The sequence below is a fragment of the Sphingorhabdus lacus genome (assembly GCF_009768975.1).
Lineage (GTDB): Bacteria > Pseudomonadota > Alphaproteobacteria > Sphingomonadales > Sphingomonadaceae > Sphingorhabdus_B > Sphingorhabdus_B lacus.
On the sequence record NZ_CP035733.1, the window covers coordinates 1839460 to 1859186 of the forward strand.

Annotated in this window: 13 protein-coding genes; 3 read left to right on the forward strand and 10 right to left on the reverse strand. The window is 52.7% G+C overall.

The window, feature by feature from the left end; all coding sequences use genetic code 11:
* Position 1: 1 nt before the first annotated feature.
* Together EUU25_RS08675 and EUU25_RS08680 are read right to left on the reverse strand one after the other, a co-directional pair.
* Positions 2–1372 (reverse strand): sulfotransferase family protein, encoded by a 1371-nt coding sequence (locus EUU25_RS08675; RefSeq protein WP_158900140.1) that lies wholly within the window; start codon positions 1370–1372, stop codon positions 2–4.
* Positions 1369–3774 (reverse strand): TonB-dependent receptor, encoded by a 2406-nt coding sequence (locus EUU25_RS08680; RefSeq protein ID WP_222848775.1) that lies wholly within the window; start codon positions 3772–3774, stop codon positions 1369–1371. The genes EUU25_RS08675 and EUU25_RS08680 overlap by 4 nt, the downstream gene beginning before the upstream one ends.
* Before the next feature lie 221 nt (positions 3775–3995).
* Between EUU25_RS08680 and EUU25_RS08685 the strand changes: the two genes are divergently transcribed.
* On the forward strand, positions 3996–5126 hold the full coding sequence (locus tag EUU25_RS08685; RefSeq protein ID WP_158903251.1) for an aromatic ring-hydroxylating oxygenase subunit alpha: 1131 nt from the start codon (positions 3996–3998) through the stop codon (positions 5124–5126).
* Here EUU25_RS08685 and EUU25_RS08690 read toward each other — a convergent pair.
* On the reverse strand, positions 5120–5755 hold the full coding sequence (locus EUU25_RS08690; protein WP_158900144.1) for a TetR/AcrR family transcriptional regulator: 636 nt from the start codon (positions 5753–5755) through the stop codon (positions 5120–5122). The genes EUU25_RS08685 and EUU25_RS08690 overlap by 7 nt on opposite strands.
* A 298-nt stretch (positions 5756–6053) precedes the next feature.
* Here EUU25_RS08690 and purU point away from each other — a divergent pair, with 298 nt between their 5' ends.
* Entirely contained in the window at positions 6054–6905 is an 852-nt protein-coding gene (gene purU, locus EUU25_RS08695; RefSeq protein ID WP_158900146.1) for a formyltetrahydrofolate deformylase, read from the forward strand.
* Positions 6906–6987: 82 nt separating this feature from the next.
* Here the strand turns inward: purU and EUU25_RS08700 are convergent, their stop codons facing one another.
* The 7 genes from EUU25_RS08700 to EUU25_RS08730 all read right to left on the reverse strand — a co-directional run bounded on the left by EUU25_RS08700 (position 6988) and on the right by EUU25_RS08730 (position 18485).
* Entirely contained in the window at positions 6988–9711 is a 2724-nt protein-coding gene (locus EUU25_RS08700; protein WP_158900148.1) for a fused MFS/spermidine synthase, read from the reverse strand.
* A 71-nt stretch (positions 9712–9782) separates the two neighbouring features.
* Positions 9783–12104 carry a TonB-dependent receptor gene (locus tag EUU25_RS08705; RefSeq protein WP_158900150.1) on the reverse strand — a complete coding sequence of 774 codons (2322 nt, stop codon included), beginning with the start codon at positions 12102–12104 and terminating at the stop codon, positions 9783–9785.
* 150 nt (positions 12105–12254) lie between these two features.
* Positions 12255–12695 carry a hypothetical protein gene (locus EUU25_RS08710; protein WP_158900152.1) on the reverse strand — a complete coding sequence of 147 codons (441 nt, stop codon included), beginning with the start codon at positions 12693–12695 and terminating at the stop codon, positions 12255–12257.
* Positions 12685–15384: a 2Fe-2S iron-sulfur cluster-binding protein gene (locus EUU25_RS08715; RefSeq protein WP_158900154.1), complete on the reverse strand. Its 2700-nt coding sequence runs from the start codon at positions 15382–15384 to the stop codon at positions 12685–12687. Before EUU25_RS08715 ends, EUU25_RS08710 begins: the two co-directional genes overlap by 11 nt.
* The gene (locus tag EUU25_RS08720) at positions 15381–15677 is read right to left on the reverse strand and encodes a sarcosine oxidase subunit delta (RefSeq protein ID WP_343032360.1); all 297 of its coding nucleotides are present in this window, start codon (positions 15675–15677) and stop codon (positions 15381–15383) included. Before EUU25_RS08720 ends, EUU25_RS08715 begins: the two co-directional genes overlap by 4 nt.
* On the reverse strand, positions 15646–16899 hold the full coding sequence (locus tag EUU25_RS08725) for a sarcosine oxidase subunit beta family protein (RefSeq protein WP_158900156.1): 1254 nt from the start codon (positions 16897–16899) through the stop codon (positions 15646–15648). Before EUU25_RS08725 ends, EUU25_RS08720 begins: the two co-directional genes overlap by 32 nt.
* Positions 16896–18485: a phytoene desaturase family protein gene (locus EUU25_RS08730; protein ID WP_158900158.1), complete on the reverse strand. Its 1590-nt coding sequence runs from the start codon at positions 18483–18485 to the stop codon at positions 16896–16898. The genes EUU25_RS08725 and EUU25_RS08730 overlap by 4 nt, the downstream gene beginning before the upstream one ends.
* Positions 18486–18565: 80 nt before the next feature.
* On the opposite strand from EUU25_RS08730, the gene EUU25_RS08735 reads away from it, so the two are divergent.
* Entirely contained in the window at positions 18566–19717 is a 1152-nt protein-coding gene (locus EUU25_RS08735) for an MFS transporter (protein ID WP_158900160.1), read from the forward strand.
* The last annotated feature ends 10 nt before the right edge of the window (positions 19718–19727 follow it).

Below are 19727 nucleotides of genomic sequence, written 5' to 3' on the forward strand. Positions count from 1 at the left end.
ATCATTCTGTTGTGAGGCCTTCTGCCAGCATTGCCTTGCGCATCGGCTCCAGATAGGGAGCAAAATCGTGCCATCCGCTCAACCCTCTCGTATGAATGGGCTCCCTGATCTGGGCCGCGCTGTGCGAGGTGTTCGCAGTTGCCCCCTTGTGCGGTGACAGGCAATCATCATGCCAGTCGAGGCCACAGGCAGCGACGAGTTCGCGGATGCTGGTTGTCGGATTGCGCACCAAATCATCATAGAAAACATGGTGAATCCTGCCGGGCAGTTCGCGGCTCCAGTGGTCCATCAGCATATGGAATGCAGCGATGTAGCGCCCAAGCTCAACCTGATCATAGGAAAAAGGATAGCCTTGTACGAACAGCGTCTTGAACATGCCCCAGCCCACCGCAAGTGGCGGCTTGTAGACATGTACGATGCGCGCACGTGGCAAAGCTTTGGCGATGAGCCCGATGTAAAGATAATTGAGCGGCAGTTTGTCGATAATATGCAGTGACGGGTTCCGGCCTGCCGATGCGAGCTCGTGATAGAACTCGCCCAACATGACTGGATCCAACGTCTTGCTGAACGGGATCAAGGCATGTTTGCCGCCCCCCCGGAATCCACTCGCTTTTGCGCAATGCTCCAGCGCGCGCGCGAAGGCCGACATCTCTCCACCAGATACGACTTGGGGATGAGCTTCAAGAATGCGCTCTATCAGGGTCGTCCCCGAGCGTGGCAGGCCAAGTACAAAGATCGGCGCAGCACCGGAAAAGCCCTCGCCCATCGACGCCAAGGCGCAACTAGTAAAGGTGCTGCGAATGGCCGCTAGCGCCGCGAGATCATCGTCAATGTCATAATCCAGATGGCATCGCCGCAACTTGGTGGCTGCGTCCAAGGCAGCAAAGGCCTGGGCAACATGACCAAGGTCTTCCCGCTCTTTCGCAAGCGCATAAAGCAGCCGCATCCGATGCTGCCAAGCCGAGTGTTCACCGGCGAGTGCTGTCTCGATCTGCGCAACGTGATTGCGAACGCTTGTTTGGCGTCTGAGATGACTTCGATTCAACCACGCTTCGCTATCTGCAGGGTCCACCGCTATGACAGCATCATAGTCCTTTTCGGCAGCTTCCAGCTCACCAAGAAAGCGAGCCGTCGCCGCGCGATTGAAACGCACGCCGATTAAACCGGGTTCATGGCTCAGCGCCTGATCATAAAAGCTATTCGCCAGATTATAACCGCCAGCAGCCGATGCCAAATCACCTGCAGTCGCTGCTACCCGCGCGTCTGCTGCCAGGATCTCGAACGATTGCGTGAGGTAGGCGATGGCCAGATCGGGCCGTTCGTGGGCTAGGGCGCTGCGCGCCTGCTCCAGTACGGCCCGCTCCGCGCTCACTTTCGTAACGTCAAGCGAATTCCCACCGTACGAGGTCGTGCGATATAATCGCCTCGATACAATGCCCGGATGTTTGGCGGCGTGAGATTATTTCCCGCGGTTTTGGCAGAGATTCCATCAACGTCAAAAAGGTTCGTTGCAAATATTTGCATGCGTATCGCGGAATTCCAGTCATAAGCGATCGACATGTTCGTCATAGCAAAACCATCGAGTTTGGCAAATCCCGGCGAATTGGGGTCGAGGCTTGACAACACATCGCCGCGAAGGTTCACATCAGCGTGAATATCTATCGTCCGAACTCGATCACTGCCCAACGGAATTGCAACATCAATGGCCGCCCCGACTTGATGCCGGGCAGATCCTGGCAGTCGGGTGCCAACAGGAGCCGTAAAATTGCGCCCACCAAAGGCAATTGGACCAATGGCTTCGGTTGTCTTGGCATCGGTATAGGCGTAGGAAATCGATGCAGTGACCATCGAGCTCGGGCGCAACTGAGCCTCGAATTCTATTCCTTGCGATCTGGCACGGCTACCGTTGACCACAGTGGGAGTACCGGCCCGCGATCCAATTTCGATCTGGATATCGCTCCAGTCAATGCGAAAAGCAGCGAGCGAATAGCTAACAGCACGATCTAACAGCTGCCCTTTGATACCGAGTTCATAGTTATTAGCGCTATCTGGACCATAGTTAAGGAAGGTACCTGGATCACATGCAGGACAAGACCGAGGCCCGATGGGATAGGCGTTGGCGCCGCCCGAGCGGAAGCCCTGGCTAAAGGTAAAATATGCCAACTGCTCGCCAAATTCGTAAGACGCATTTCCTTTAACAATAATCTTGGTGTCCGATCGCGAACCTGAACCTTGTGACGTACCGTTTGCCAGATAGTTGGGATCGCTGGACGCACCATCACCGCCAAAAAACCCCAATGTGGGAAAAGTCTGAACTGTGCTCTGCCGGAATTTCTGATTAAATACACGAATCCCGCCCGTAAATGAAAGGGCTGGTGTCGCATGCCAAGAAAATTCACCGAAACCCGCCAGTTCCTCAAAACGTACTCGACGATCAAAAGTGAAAGAAGTGTCGGGTGGATTCAGCGAGCCAGGCCGAACCCCTCCGAAGTAAAGGACCACGTCATTGGCATAGGTATCAAGGAAAACACCACTTCCTGGCAATGTCGAATAGGCAGCAAGTCCTGGCACGGTAGAGAAAGCGAATGTGCTCTGTTTACGGTTCTGGTAATATCCGCCAATCACATATTCGAAGGTGTCACTATCTTTCGAAACCAGGCGCAACTCCTGCACAAATGAACGATCCTTGACTGTGTCATAGTTTGTGGTCGAAGCGCGTGGGTAATTTCCATAATACTGGATAAACGCGTTGGCGATCTGGGAATTATCGAACAGGTCGTCGGAACGGCTGCGGGAATAGGATGTCGCGGAAGTCAGTGTCGCAAAACCGAAATCGACTGTGCCAGTAAGTGATGCAAGATCGGTATCTGTATCGATAGGGCTCACCGGGATTAGCTGGCGGTTTTCATAACCGGAATCGCCCGTGCGGAAAGGAAAGGCGTTCGCCTTGGTATTCTGATGCAAATAGCTAGCCTCGATATCCACGGAGTCGGATGGTTGCCAGCGAAGCGCCGCGCGGCCAAACCAGATTTTTGCCCAGTCGATATCATCAATTGCACGGGTCACAGCAGGACTGTTGAGCGGATCGGCCGGATTGGCCAGCACGACTTGTGCATCCGGATTGAACCTTATGTCTTTATCATAAACATAAGCATTGGTGGCATTTATAACCCCAGCCTGATATTCGTACCCTCCGTTCAAGCGCAAGGCCAGCGTGGATCCAACCGGAATGTTAAGCATGGCATCGGCATCATATCCTGCTTTGCCGGCATGCCGCGTTGTCGACGCAGCCGCATTAACTTCATAATCAAAGCTGCCGACGTCAGGGCGATTTCGGATCAAACGGATGGTTCCGCCTACCGATCCTGCACCGAATAATGTGCCCTGCGGTCCGCGCAGCACTTCGACGCGCGCAATGTCACTTAACTTCAGGTTCGCGAAGACGGGGATGTCGTCAATATAGGTTGATGTTGCCGAACTTCCCAACTTGGGAAACGAGGTTCCGCCTCCCCCGATGGCATCAGTGGACACCCCGCGGATGATGAAATTGTTGTTCGAGCCGTTGGCACGCGGCCCATAATCAACCGCAATTAGCCCGGGTGTGCTGTTCCGCAATCCAGCAAGATCAGTGACATTGGCTTTTTCAAGCGACTCTCCCGATACAGCGCTGATATTATATGGGATTTCAAACACAGTCTCCTCACGCCGAGTGGCCGTAACGACGATTTCACCTGCTTGATTGGCGTCATTGTCGCTGGATTCCTGCGCTTGCACCAGTTGCGGATTTATCAATGCCATTATGCTTGCCGTTTGCAGCAAAATTGACAGTTTCAGCTTCATCGAACCCCTCCTCATTAATCCAGACGGCGCACCGCTCTCGAATCAAAACCATACAGAACTGTATTGAATTGTTGACCCAGTGGCAATATGGAATATGAAGAGTGTTCAGCTTGGATTCGTGAGAGGTAATGATGAGCCAGTTTGTATCGTCCGCAATGAAGGCGTCCTTACCGTTTCGGTGCTATACAGATTCGGAATTTTTTGAACGCGAGCGCCAGGGTCTTTTCCATCAAGAATGGTTCTGCGCAGCTCGCGAAGAGGACGTAGCTACTCCTGGCACCGCAATCGTTATTCCCGTTCTAGGTGAAAGCATCATTGTATCTCGGCTGTCGGATGGCAGCTTGCGCGCGCATCAGAATATCTGTCGGCACCGCGGCGCAAAAATGTGTGGTGAGGACTCCAAATGGGGCGTTACACTTAACGGCGGGATTGATCGCGGCTTCATTCGCTGTCCCTATCACCAATGGACTTATGGGTTGGATGGTACATTGATCAATGCACCGCATCTTACAAAATCCGACGATTTCAACGCGTCTGATTTTAGTTTGATAGCTGTTGGCATAGCAACGTGGGGCGGCTTTATATTTCTGAAACTGCGGCCGGATGAAGGGGACGAACTACCGCGAACGCTCGGAGTGTCCGACATTGGCCTAGCTCCAAAACGGCTTGGCAATTATCCGCTGGAGACGCTGCAGACAGCTCATTCTATCAAATATGAGGTAGCTGCTAACTGGAAAGTCATCGCCGAAAATTATAACGAATGCTACCATTGCAGCGGTGTTCACCCCGAACTTTGCGAAATTGTGCCGGTTTTCCGTAAGAAGGGCGGACTCGAACTTGACTGGGAAAATGGTGTCCCGCATCGCGAAGGAGCATGGACTTATACATTTAGTGGAACAACCACGCGAAAACCTTTCGCAGGTCTCGACGAATATGAACTTGTGCGGCACAAGGGCGAACTTGTTTATCCAAACATGATGCTGTCCATGAGCGCCGAACATGGTGCCGCATTCATACTTTGGCCCATTTCTGCGGACAAGACGATCGTCGAATGTCGCTTTCTTTTTGCCCCTGACGAAATCGCGAGTCCCGAATTCGATGGGTCAGACGCGATAGACTTTTGGGATATAACAAACCGGCAGGATTGGGCCGTTTGCGAGCGTGTTCAGCAAGGAATGAGTGTCGGACGAATTGAACACGGCTGGTACGCTCCAATGGAAGATGATAGCCTCGATATTCGCAAATATCTCGGCGAGAGGCTGGGGCACGATGTAATAAATCAATAGAGTAAAACCTTGTCGTAAATGGTTCCCAACCTCTCTCTTTCAGCACTGCTTTCACGAATACCGAGCGTGTAATAGCCTACTTGGTGATAATAGGTTATCCGTCCGCGAACTTCCGCTTCGTCCTCATCAAAACCATATGACTTGAACATCTCAGCGAAGGCAGCAACTCTTATATCATCAATTCGATGAACCGCTTCTGCGACCAAAGAATCTGTTCGTGCCCAGTCACGAATGGCGGAGTCGAAGGCGGGATCAAAGTCGGTTTCATCGATCCACAAGCGACCGACAGTCTTGTCAAAATCACTTCTTTCTCCCCTAGCTCCGGCTGCTTTGATCGCTGCCAGCATTGGTTCGGTGTTGGATGCTTCCCACAAATGAAGGAGCGCATCCAAAAGAGAGTCACGATCCTCAAAATGCCAATAAAAACTCCCGCGTGTCACGTTGATACGCTTTGCAAGCAAATCGACCTTCACTCCATCGATTCCGCTTTCTACCAACATGGTTCGGGCCGCGCTTATCCAGTCTTCGCGACTCAATCGCGAAGATTTACGATATGTCTTTCCTGAGGATGGCCGTTGTGGCCTGCCGTTGCTCGGCATATTATTTTTCTTAACAGCTTCACGCCCCATCAATCTGCGCCCCGCAAAACATCAGCTGAGACGATGCCATGAAGCGCCCGCAGCCCACCGAAACGGCGAAACTTGGATTTGAGACCCCCAATAGTCGTAGCACTGCAAATGTGCGCCTCCCCCAGCCAGCTATCCCCTTCAGTTTGGCTTAGAACCCAAATGCGATTCGTCCAACGAGGGTGGTGTTCGCCAATAGGCTGCGTTTCATCGAAGTTCAACGATTGCTATTACCATACAGTTGTGTATGGTTTGCCTAGGCAACGAAACGCCGCCTAAAACCTTGTGCCGGGAACACAAAATGAAGAACAATATTATTCTCACTATTCGCTGCGCTGATAGACCTGGATTGGTGGCGTCTGTCACAAGTTTTCTGGCGGAGCGAAACTTCACCATTATCGAATCGCACCAGCATCAGGATGCGGACGATTTCTTTATGCGTATTGTGTTCGCTCCAATATGCGACACGTCCCTGAATTTGGCCCAAATTGAATCGTCCTTTAAGTCGATTTCGTCGCAATTTGGTATGACCGCTGCATTTACACATACCGCCAAGCGACCCAAAATTTTGATAATGGTCTCAAAGTTTGGTCACTGCTTGCACGATCTGCTGCATCGTTGGCGCGCGGGGCAGTTGGCTGTCGACATCCCTGCAGTTGTCTCCAACCATGACGACATGCGTTCGTTTACCGAATGGAATGGCATTCCTTATCATCACTTGCCGATCACACCGCAAAACAAATTAGAACAGGAGGAAGTTCTGCTGAAACTAGCGAACGACTACGATATCGATTTGGTCGTTTTGGCGAGGTACATGCAGGTCCTATCACCTGGTCTTTGTGCAGCTTTATCTGAGCGATGCATAAACATTCATCACAGCTTTCTCCCAAGTTTCAAGGGTGCAAAACCTTATCATCAAGCTCATGCACGCGGAGTAAAATTGATAGGGGCGACGGCGCACTATGTTACTACCGATTTGGATGAAGGCCCGATTATCGAACAGGATACACGAAGGGTCAGCCATTCTCGAACGGCTGAACAACTCGTCCAAATTGGTCAAGAGGTCGAAGCTAGCGTACTTTCACGAGCGGTTCGCTGGCATATCGAAAAGCGTGTCATCCTAAATGGCGCTCGAACGATCATATTCGACTAAAAACGCGAAGTAGGCGAAAGTTACGTGACCTTTGGTATCGACACAAGATGGCCATGGGCAGTTTGGCGTTTCTAGCTCGGTATCAGTAAGTGCCTGCTAGGGCGGATAATGCCCGCCTTTGGATTACCGTGGAAGGCAGCCTTTGGAGTGCAGCGATCAGCGCTTGCGATCTGCGCGTTTCAATTTCACTAGACGAGCCTTGGCGCACAACATGAGCAAAGACGAGTGCCGTTTCTGCGAGCATCGCATCATCACCAATCAGTTGAGCCAAAGTCGCTCGCTGAATGAGAAGATCAGTGGTAGTTTCGACGCTAAGGGCAGCATCGACAATATCCAATGCTTCGCGGGACATGTCCCCTCGCAAGTCGGGCCTCAAAGAGCCAATTCTTTCCAGCCGCCAAGCCGCGCGCAGATGATTTGCAGATGCATATCCGGGTTCGGTTGGTATCAGAGATGCGAGATTTTCGTCCATTGCAGCAAGCGCTGCATAGTCACCCGCAGTACCTTTTTGTCGAGCAGCAGCCAACAAGCTGTTTTCGGTAGTTCGCGAAAATGGAAGCAAGCCCGCTTGCGCGAGGCGCAAACTAGAATAGGCACTGTCGGCCCTTACTTCAGCGGGTCTTTTCGTAATAGCATCCAAAGCTGTGCGGGTCATTATTCCACGTCCAGGCCCGGTTTCGAACGCCATCGAGTTCCTGTCGTCGCCGATCAATTCGACTCCTTTAATCAATTGTCGCACGGAATGCTCGTCTAGCAAAAGCGACCATGCGAAGTCCTGAGCACTCAGAATTCCGGCTCGTTTGAACAATTTAGAGCTGGTCGACCCTACCCTAACAAATCCGCTTTCGGGTGAAATAGGAGCATCGGATGCGATGATAATAAGATTGAACGGAACCGGTTCATAGACCCGTACAACCTTAAATTCTGATGCAACCGTTGCCAGAAATGATCGCATTAAATGTGGATCTACAAAGGACGCGTTCATCCATTGCACGAACACTCCGCGATCTGCCAAACGGGATTTTGCAAGCGCGACAAACTGCTGCGTGTAAAGACTAGCCGAGCCTGCCGTCCAGGGATGCGACGGCTGCGACACAATGATGTCGTAACTTTTTCTCGTTCGCAACATGGAGTTACGCGCATCATTATGGACAAGTGTAATTCTGGAGTCGGCGAGTGGGTTCACTTCGCGCTGAGACGCGATGTTGCGGTTAGCTTCAATTATACGTTGCTCGATTTCGACTACATCAATTCGGCGAACCCACGAAGGGACAGTCTCGAGACTGACGCCACCACCCAAGCCGATTACCATCATCGACCGGGCCTCTGTGCGTGCTAAGGCAGGCAACACAGTCAGCCAATGCTGATCATTCAAAGAAGGCGGCATACCCGCTCGTGGCACGAGCGCTTCTGGCAGGCCATCGCTGCGAACGACGATTCCATCATCACGATCCCGAACTTCAACGGTCGCGACGCGACCGACGCTCAGGGAGAGAAGTTCGCCGCTTGTGTCGCTATCGACTACACCATTTTTCAAGAGTGAATAAGGTTCGGGAATGCCGAGAAGCAGCGCACCGATAGAAGCTAGAGCGCATCCGGCAAATCCCGAAGCGGCTTTCATGTTCGGTGAAGCCGCAGCTGCTGCAAGAAAGAGAAGCAACGCAGCAACCAGTAAAGTGCCACCGAAGCCAAACGACTCCAGTAGATAGTGTCCGGCTAACATGGAACCAACCACTGCTCCTGCAGTGTTTGAGGCATAGATCAAGGCAGCACTTCTTGCAGGATCGCCTCCGGCCGCGTCAACGAAACGCGGGTAGGCCATACCAAACGCTACAGCGCCCGGGAATAGAGCCAACACCGCTGTTTTGGCCGCTGCCCCGGTTACCAATATCGCTATATAGCCGAGCACCGAAAGGACTGCACCTGCTGTGAGCGCAATTGCCGCGCTACCGGTTTTCCGAGCTGCGAAGATGCCACCAAGTGCTAGGCCAGCCAGCCACAGACCAAGCATAAACGCAAAACCTTGGGTAGTTCCTCCAAACGGTATTGCCAGAAGTCTCGTCCAAAAAACCTCGAGCGCAAAGGTAGCGATACCCGCAAGACCTGCCGCAATCAGCAACCTGGGAACTGGCCGAGGACCTGATCCTTCGCCACACTCAGCATTTTGACTATTGGCACGCAGATGGCGCCAAGCCAAAGCGGCGGCAGCCAAATTAGCCACTGCTCCCAATTGGCTCGCGGCAGTTAGACCAATATATGGAACGAGCAGGAAACCAGCCAACACCGCCCCTGCAGCGGCCCCAAATGTGTTTAATGCATATAAGCCTGCAACATCTTCTGTTTCACCGCGAACGGCACGAACTAGAATTGGCAAAGTCGCACCCATTGCGATCGTTGGAGGTGCGAATGCCACCATAACTATAATCAGGTAAACACCAAACTGGGGCAAGCCGGCGTCAGGTGGCAACAAAGATCCGCTCGCTAGCAGACTTATCGCTAGCGTTTGGAGCGCTGGAAATACAAATGGCAGGGCAATCGCCCAAAGCGCTATGAATAGCTCAAGAAGGACATAGCGTTTGCCAGCATCAAGACTGGAATTGAGCCAGCGGGCAGCAATCCAGCCTCCAAGAGCAAGACCGCCCAAAAAGCTCGCTAGCATAATTGCTACAGCGCTTTGAGCGGTGCCGATTGCAACCGACATCTGGTGCGTCCACACTATCTGGTAGACAAGCGCCGCCATGCCCGAAAGCAGCATGCAAATTGCTGCAATAGTTCTTTTTAGAGAAGGCAATCGTTCGGTGTTCATTCCACACTTGTATGGCCATGAAATGACAGAGCCGGGCTGATAATGCTAGCCCGGCTCTGCAATTCATTAGGTCAGAATTTATAGCGCGCCTGGATGGTGAATGTCCGAGGCGGTTCGGTGAATGCGGCGATAGAATTGAAGCCGCCCGGTATAGTGTTTTTGAACGCTGCTGTGCGCTTGTCGGTCAAATTGCGGACTGCCAGCGACAAATCCCAGCCACTGTCGCTAGCCAGTCCGAGCCTCGCATTTAGCTTTGCGAATTTTTCCTGGAAGGAGTTAGGGTTTATGTCCGTCAAGGTCGCAAAACGCCCCGTAAAGTAAAGATCGCTCCCGGCGCGAAGTGTAAGGCCGCTTCCAATATCTTGCGACCAGTCTGCAGCAATGGTTCCGGACCATTTTGGCGCATAAGGCGTGGTCACTCCGGACAAGTTTTGGGTATTGTTTGCCGTATTACATCCGAGCGCCGCGGTTTGACCTGCAAAGCATTGAGCGGTGGTAAAGTCCTCATATGTCGCGTCAAGATACGTAACATTGGTCGAAAGTCTGAAGTCGCGGGTCACAGCAAACTGGAGCTCTGCTTCCAGTCCTTGCGTACGTGCGGATGCCGCATTCGTGGTTTGGAATAGCGCGGTTGCAGGATCGAATGATGAAACCTGTAAGTCCTTATAGTCGCTACGGAACGCGGTGAGGTTGAGTAGCACACGCTTGTCGAAGAAGCGGCTCTTCAATCCGATTTCATAGGCATTCGCAATTTCCGGATTGAACGGTCCACCATCGGTGCCCGAGAAACCACCTGATTTAAAACCCTTTTTGAAGCTCGTATACAGCATTACGTCTTCTGCTGGGCGAAATTCTAGCGTTATAGCTGGTTGAAGCTTTTTGTCTTTCCGGTCTGCCTGAAGAACAGGCAGCGGGGTACAACCTGAGTATGGTGTAGACTCGCATCCGGCAAATTCGAGATCTTTTTTGACCTCTTCATAACGCAGCCCGCCACGCAATGTCACAGGCCCAAGCGCGTAACTTGCCTCGCCAAACAGCGCCCATGACGACGCATCTTCTATACTGTCCTGAACGCTGCCGATAATCCGCGCGTTGACAAACGCAGGCGTGCGGTTGGTGGAACCGGGCGGCGGTGGGACAACCAGCGGCAATAGGTTGCGCGCATCATTGTCGGACGTGCTGACAACGTCGTTGTTGTTCTTGTCGACGTAAGCCCCAAGAAACCAGTTAAATGGGCCATCTTTAGGCGAGATTAAGCGAATTTCCTGACTGAACTGATTATAACGTTCGGTGAAGGTCGCGGTCGAATAGTTGGCGATACCCTGATCAGTATCTATAAACTGATAATTCTTGTATTTGTAGTAGCCTGTAACTGAACTTAGGGTCACACCGCTATCAAACTCATAGTCGAGTAGCAGGGTGCCCCCTACTGAACGCATCCTGTTATAAAATGACCCCCCATTATCATCGGTATACAGATCGGGTCGTGCTGATTCCGCAGCAGAGGGTATCAGACCGCTCGACGCTTTGAAGCGATCAAACAGGCAAGGTTCGCGAACAGCATCCGATATATCGCGGCGGAAATTGGGCTGACAAATGATCGACTGATTGTTGCGACCCCGATCATCATTATTCCCGAAATAGCTGATCGCCGTCAGCTTGAGCCTTTCTGCCAATTGTCCAGTGACAATCATGCGTCCCAAAAGGTCCTCGATTTCTGGTTCTTTACGACCGGTGACCGTGTTAGTTAGATAACCCTCAGATTTACGATACCGCACTGCGAAACGCGTTGCCCAATCGTCGCCAAGCGGAATATCGACTGCACCAAACAGTGCTTTTTCGTTCGTTACCGGTTCATAACTGAACTCCACCTCACCGCCAAACTCTTCGTCGGGCCGACGAGTTGTAACGTTGATTGCTCCAGCGATTGCGTTTTTTCCTAGAAATGTCGGCTGTGGTCCCTTCAGGAATTCGATCCGGTCGATGTCAAGAAATCCGAGTCGCTGCGTCCGTGCTCGACCGTAGTATACACCGTCGATATACATTGGCGCTGATTGTTCAAAACCGAGGTTTTGACCGGATCCAATACCACGTACGGTGATCGTATCTGCCATCCCCCCGCGGGAAACGCGTAATCCGGGTACCTGAACGTCTTCAAAATTCTGGACTGCACCGCTTCGCAGAAGATCCCCTGTGACAGCTTGCACGGATATGGGGACATCCTGCAACCGCTCAGGTCGTTTGGTGGCGGTAACAACAATCTCGCCAAGAGCTGGCGCATCATCTTCTTTGTCGTCCGATTGAGCGAAAACTGGCGAAGCGAGTGGCAACGCCAACATCGTGGCCGCCATCAAGCTACCGAACTTGCCAATCTTTCCTTGGACGCAAATCATGATTTCCTCCCTTATGGTATACCTATATAGTGGATTATGGCGTACACCCACAATTGTCAAGCCGATAACACCGATTTGGTATACCATAATTGTGGGATAGGGTCAGCGCCGCACGCGGCGGCCCATGTCTTGCAACCACTGGTCCGCCAGTCAAAATTCCAGAATGGTCTGATATGAGCGTGGAACCAGAACAGTGGACCGCCCGCCGATACAAAATGCTACAACACTGGTCTGGCGGATCATAAGGAGCTTGGCTTGGCCATTTTGCAACTCCACACCGGTCCAGGACACCAGAGAATCGGGATCGACATTCTCGAATGCCTCAAAACTGTCCGATACGTCAGAGGCGATGGCAGCGGCACCGAAAAGTAGCTTATTCAGCGCCTCATAACGTGCCGAAACGTCAGCTGTGGATCCAATAAGCAGCCAATCGCAAAGACTTTTGCGGATTGCTAGGTAACCGTTGTCGTTACTATAGAGCTGCATAAATTCAGGAAGCGGATGATCTAAGATCGCCTCGATAGCTTGCTTCAAATCGGCGTGCCGATCTGTATCAACTGTTAACTGAATGATACGACGATCAGATGTCAATGCACGTCCCCTCGCGATCATAAGAGACAGTTTCACTGATTTCTGCTCTCCACTTAGCCCCCAACGAAACAACCTCGATTACTTCCCCTAGGCGTCGCTGCCCTTGCTCAATCAGCGCCAAAGCAATTCCACGACCGAGTGTGGAACTGTAAGCACTACTAGTAACGAAGCCTTCGCTACGACCATTCGTCGCCCGCACATGACCACCGACTGGTAAGGTCGTGCCGCAAAGTGAAGTCAGACCAACCAGCTGCTTTCGATTGGGAGAAGTTGACGATCGGCGCATCAGAGCGCGCCGCCCTAGAAAGTCGCTTGTTTTCTTCGCAATAGCGCCGCCGAAACCGATGTCCGCCGGCTGCGTCTCGCTGTCGGTATCTGTACCTACATGAATATAACCCTTCTCTATGCGCAATATCTCCAGCGCTTCTATGCCATATGGTGCAATATCAAAGCGCTTTCCAGCTTGTAGTAAAACCTCCCCCATCCGATCCGCCTGCCCCGCGGGTAGCTGGATCTCATAGCTCAGCTCGCCGGAAAAACTTACACGTTGAATGCGTACCGCAGTGTCACACAGCATGCCCTCGCGAATGGACAAGTGAGGAAATCCTTCACGTGAAAGATCAAAATCGGGTTGCAACTCTTCTAGAACATCTCGCGCTTTCGGTCCCGCGACAGTCCAGACTGCAAATTGCTCGGTCACGTCCTGAACGACTACATCCATAGGCCATTCGCACTGGAGCAAGTCCTCCAGCAATTGCATCATTTTCTGGGCGAACGCACTGGATGGGCTGAGCAAAAAATTCCCATTTCCAAGTCGGGCATAAACACCATCGTCGACGATCGTACCGTTTTCGTTGAGAACCAAACCGTAGCGAATGCGTCCCGGTTTCAGTGTTGAAGGCGTTCCAACATAAACGCGATCCAAAAAGGCGCCTGCATCTGGACCAGCCACGAGAATTTTACCTAATGGAGAACCGTCCAACAATCCGACGTTTTTACGCACTGACATTGCTTCGCGTTGAGCGGCAGAATGTAAATCCTCGTTCTCTCTAAGATAGGCGGCGGGACGTTCCCAGCCGAAGTCTTCAAAAAGTGCTCCTTGGCGCTTATGCCATTCGTGCGCGGGTAGAAATCGGCGAGGACGATACATTTCGCCGCGCATATCTGCACCAAGCAAGCCGAAGGCCGTCGGTACGAAAGGAGGACGAACCTTGCTCGCATTGAGCGAGCCCTGTTCGGCGCCAATAGTATCGGCAAGAATCATAGCACCTGAAACGGAGCCCAGCTTGCCCTGATCAACACCCATCCCTAGCACCGTGTAGCGCTTGAGATGTTCAACACTGCGGTAATTTTCGTGAACGGCAAGCTTGATGTCACCAACGGTCACGTCAGTTTGGAAGTCGACAAACTTGGACTTATCATCTCCTCCCGGGACATACCAAATTGGATCGGCCGCAACGGGCTCAGGACCAGCCCATTCAACGTGAGGAAGTACCCCGACAGGCTGGAAACTTTGGCTGCGTTCATCAAAAATCGTTTGCCCACCAGCCATGGTCCAGAGTTGAGAGACAGGATTCCAGCCGCCCGAAACTCCGACAAAGTCGCATGCAATTCTATTCAGTCCATCGGGATGGCAAACCGTAACGCCTTGCACTCGTCCTCGCCCATGTGCTGTCTGCACATGCGACCCAACAAACAGACTAATCCCACACGCTGCAGCTTTACGAACAAGATCAGGGGACACAGATGTTCTTGGATCGACAATGGCTTGCACTTTTACGCCACTTATGGCGACTTCGATCGCGGTTCGCCAACCCAGATCATTGTTGACGAAAAAAATCCCTGAATTCCCCGGCGATGCCGCATAGTCCAGAAGATAGGTTTTGATTGCACCAGCGAGCATCACTCCCGGCAAGTCATTGTTTGCAAAAGCAATACTACGCTCTTGTTTGCCTGTTGCCAGAACAATCCGTTCGGCGCGAATGCGCAGCAGTATTCGATCATCTTGGGCTGCAAGGACCAAGCCATGATCCCAAATACCCAATGCCGTGGTCTTTTCATAAACGGACACATCCGGCAGCTTGGGCGTTCCGCTATGCAAATCTACGAGAATGACTGACTTCCCGTTCTTGGAAGCGTTTTTCGCTGCAGCAAGCCCTTTGAAACCGGCACCGATTACCAGTAAATCGCAATTCACATACCGCGCGGCATAATCGCGCGCGTCAGGGATCGCCGGCACCTTGCCCAGTCCTGCTGCATGCCTGATCAGCCACTCGAACCAATGCCAATTTGGCCAAATGAACGTTTTGTAGTAGAAACCAGCCGAGAACAGACCTCGAAGTCTGTTGTTCAAACTAGCGATATCCCATTTTAAAGAGGGCCAAGCGTTGACACTGTCAACAACGAGCCCTTCCTCAAGATCGATCATTGTTGCTTGCACATTGGGAATCGACGAATTGCCTCGTACAAGCTGCACCAGTGCGTTCGTTTCTTCGCAACCCGCTCCGATTATCCCTCGGGGACGATGCAGTTTGAAACTTCTTCCGACGAGTTGAACTCCATTGGCTAGCAGTGCTGAGGCCAATGTATCTCCGGAAAAGCCTTGGTACTTCCTGCCGTTGAACAAAAAACCTATAGGTTTTCGTCGATCAATTCGGTCGCCATTTTGAGGAAGTCTATATCCGGTCACGGTCGAACTTCTCCCATCGCATACACCTCCAACACCTCGTGTGAAACTGTATGTCGAATAATGTTGAACCAAAGCCCGCACCCGTGTGCGTGGACCCAGCGCTCTGCATGCTCACCTTTGGTGTTTGCGCGCATGAAAAGGTAATGCTCCCACGCTTGATCCTCACAGGTCAAATCAGGTCTTTCGACATGAGCCTCACCACCATAAACAAATTCATGTTCGTTTCTCAGGCCACAATTTGGACAAGCAATTTGCATCATTTCAATGTTCAATCCCAGCTGCCGCCGCCTCATCGATGAGTGCTCCGTCTCTAAACCGTTGCAACACGAACGCTTTGGCGAGCGGGTGTGGCTCGTCTTTTGCTATCAGATGAGCAAACGCCTCGCCTCCGGCGGGAATCGCCTTGAACCCTCCACCGCCCCACCCTACGTTCAGGTATATCCCCTGTACCGGACTGCGATCGATGATCGGCGAGCTGTCGGCGGTGTAATCCACAATTCCGGACCATTGGCGTAGAAGGCGCAGACTGCTGAAAGTAGGGACGAGCTGAATGATGCCGGCGAGCACCTTTTCCATAATGGCAGCACTACCCCGCTGGGCAAAAGACGGGAACGGATCGATCCCACCCCCGCATACGATTCCACCCTTGTCCGATTGACTGCAATAGCTCCCGATCACAGCGGAGCCGATCACGGTATTTAGGACCGGCTTGACTGGTTCGGAGACGAAGGCCTGGAGCCCATAACTTGTGACCGGCAATCTGAAGCCGGCCATCTGTGCTACCACCGATGAATGACCTGCCGTAGCAATCCCCACCTTTCGCGCGCCTATGAAACCCCTGCACGTTTCCACACCCAACAGGCTACCGTTTGGGTCTCTGCGGAACCCGGTGACTTCAGTGTTTTGCAGGATGTCGACACCCAAGGCATCGGCGGCCCTTGCGTAGCCCCAAGCCACTGCATCATGACGGACGGTGCCTCCGCGTTTTTGGCGCATGGCCCCATAGATTGGAAACCTGGCATTGGGATCAGCATTCAGGATAGGGCAGAATTTGAACACCTCGTCTCGGCCCAAAAGTTCTGCATCGATCCCGTTCAGGCGCATTGCGTTCACAATTCGGCGTTGGAAATCGACCTCATGGCGACTGTGCGCGAGATTGAGAATCCCCCGGGCAGAATACATGATGTTGAAATTTAGTTCTTTCGAAAGGCCGGCATAGAGGTGGAGGGAATGGTCGTAGAAATCAGCGCTTTCCTTGTAGAAATAATCCGATCGCACAATAGTAGTATTGCGACCGGTATTGCCTCCTCCGAGCCACCCTTTATCGAGCACCGCAATTCTTCCAAGCTTGTAGTATTTAGCTAGATGATAAGCTGTTGCGAGGCCATGGCCGCCAGCCCCAATGATAATCACATCATAATTGTTGGCCGGTTCAGGCGAGCGCCATACCGGATCCCAATCCGTATTTCCATTGAGCCAATTCCTTAGTAGCGCGAACGCCGAGTATCGGCTCATCGGCGTAAATCCTTTAGGATGACTTGCGCTGCATTCCGTCCGGGGGCACCTGTTACACCCCCACCAGGGTGTGTCCCAGCACCACAAAGATACAAGCCAGCCAAAGGCGTGCGATAGCCCGACCAATCCGGATGAGGACGCATGAAGAACAGCTGGCCGAGATTGAGATCACCATGGAAAATATTGCCCTCGGTTAGCCCGTAGGTGCGTTCCAGATCTAGCGGCGTGATGACCGTGCGTGCGATAACGCTGGCCGGCACATTAGGCGCAACCTGACCGATCTGTTTCACAACCTGATCACCCAGCGCTTCGCGCCGTGTATCCCAATCACCCTCACGCAAACTATATGGCACATACTGGACGAAGCAGGTCAGCATAGTTCGGTCTGCTGGACACAGTGTCGGATCCACCATGCTGGGAACGACGCAGTCGATCCAGAGTTCATCTGCGACCTCACCGAATTTCGAAGCGTCATAGCAGCGTTGCATAGCGGCCATGCCACCCATGACGGAGAACACCGCGCGCTCCTGCGGCGTGGCGTCAGGCGACATACCGGTAACCGCGGGCGGCTCGCAAAGTACCATGTTCACCTTAGCTGACGGACCGGCCATCTTGATGGCGGCAATGTCCGAACGGAATTCCGGATCGAGACAGTCAGAACTGACTAGACCGAGAAACGTTCGCTTCGGATCCGCATTCGACACTACCGTCTTTGATTGGAAGGTACGGCCATCGACCAGCTCGACACCGCAGGCGCGCCCGTCCCGGATAAGGATCTGCGCCACCTCGGCATTCGTTATGATTTCAGCTCCAAAACCCTGAGCAGCGTTAGCTAGCGCGTCGCTGACCGAACCCATTCCACCAATCACATGTCCGCTAAAGCCCTGTATGCTTTGATCACCTCCGCCCAGCAGATGGAAAAGTAAACCGAGGGTGGAACCAGGGTCGTACGGACCACCATGCTTTCCGTAGACATTGTTCGCCAGAAAGAGTCGATGCGTTTCCTCGCTTTCGAAATGACGTTCGAGAAACTCGGCAAGGGAACCGGTTAGAAACTTGGTCATCGACGCAACTTCATCGCGCGAAATGCCCCAGAACTGTCGGACTATCGACGCCAATTCTCCTACCCGATCCACCAAACTTCCGCTGAGCGTTGGCGGAGGCTTCAGGAAGAAGGGTTGAAGATAACGGGCTAGCGCCTTGAGCCGATGCTCAACGACTACAAAATTCTCCGCATCTTTTTGACTGTAGGGCCTTAGACTTGCTGCTGTCCGGAGCGGATCGGACCAAAGCGTCACCAGCCCCTCATTGGAAGTTGGCACGTTGAGCGCTGGATCACATGGAACCATTTTAAGCCCATGATCGGCTAAGCCCAACTCCTTGACTACAGCAGGTGTAAGCATGCTGGCGATGTAGGAACAAAACGATACGCGGCATTCAGGCATCACCTCTTCGGTCACCGCAGCACCTCCGACAATAGCGCGCCGTTCGAGAACGAGAACGTCGGCCCCACCACTTGCAAGATAGGCAGCTGCCGTCAGCCCGTTGTGACCGCCCCCAACAACAATTGCATCGTAAGTTTTCATAACCTGTTGCAACAACTCTCTAGACTCTGAACCGAAGCTTGTTACCATACACTAGTGTTTGGATTTTGGGAGGGCAAGGCTTGTTTAGGCGCTACACCACAATTTCGGGGATGCTCGCAGGATCCCTGATCGCCGAGATTGGCGGCTATACGATGCCTTTTGTGGTTGGCGGGATAGTCAAGGCATATGCTATACCTGAAGGCTGGATCGGTTTCATTATTGCCGGACAGATTGCCTGTGCATCGCTGGTATCGATAGGATTGGCACCGTATTTGTTGCGCCTTGACCGCCGAAAGCTTGCTTTCGCAGGCGCCTTGTTAGTGTTGTTGGGCTATGCAGGCTCGGCATTGAGCCATAGCGCAGATTTCCTGGTTATGTCGCGTTTGATCGGCGGAATTGGTGAAGGTATTCTATATGCATCTATTGCTGCGGTGGCTGCGGAAACGGAGGATGCGGACCGGACCTTTGCGCTGATATGGGTTGCTGTCGTTGCATTGGCAGTGATACTTTTCGTCACGCTTCCTCTCCTGCCCGATTGGGCTGGTCCACGCGGGATATTCGTTGCATTAGGCGTTGTTGTTCTTGCTCTAATTCCCATGCTTAAAAACATCCCGCCTCGGGCCGGAATTGTTGATGCGCCGACGAACCATAAGACTTCCTCTATAAGCACACACGCAGTTACGCTTGGCTTGGTTGCGGCCCTCCTCGCGATTTTGGCGAACGGCTATTACTACTTCATCGAAGGCATTGCCCAATCAATAGGCGTGACCGAAGTTCAAGCGGGCTATGCGATGGCGATTTCGGCCGCCTGTGCGCTAGCCGGCCCTGCATTGGCGCACAGACTTGGCACTCGGTTCGGGCGGACACCCCCGCTCGCGCTAGGTTATCTGATCACCGGAGTTGGTGCCTATGCGGTCACCCACGCCGGCGACCAGACCATTCTTACAATTGCCATGTGTGTTTCCGGTACTGCTTATGTCTTCACATTACCTTATCTTCTGGGACTCGCCGCTGCATCGGGTGGCGCTCCTCTTGCAGCCGTAGCGCGCGGCGGCCAAGGCATAGGGAGTGCATCAGCACCGGCTATATCGGGGTTGATACTGCTAAATGGTGGTACGTACCAGCAGATCGGAGCCTTAGCACTGGGCTGCGCGATTTTCGCTCTCCTGCCCCTGATATACTTCGGTCGCACTAGTGCGTTGAATTCCGATAGAGCTCGAGACGTCAAATGACGTGCAGATA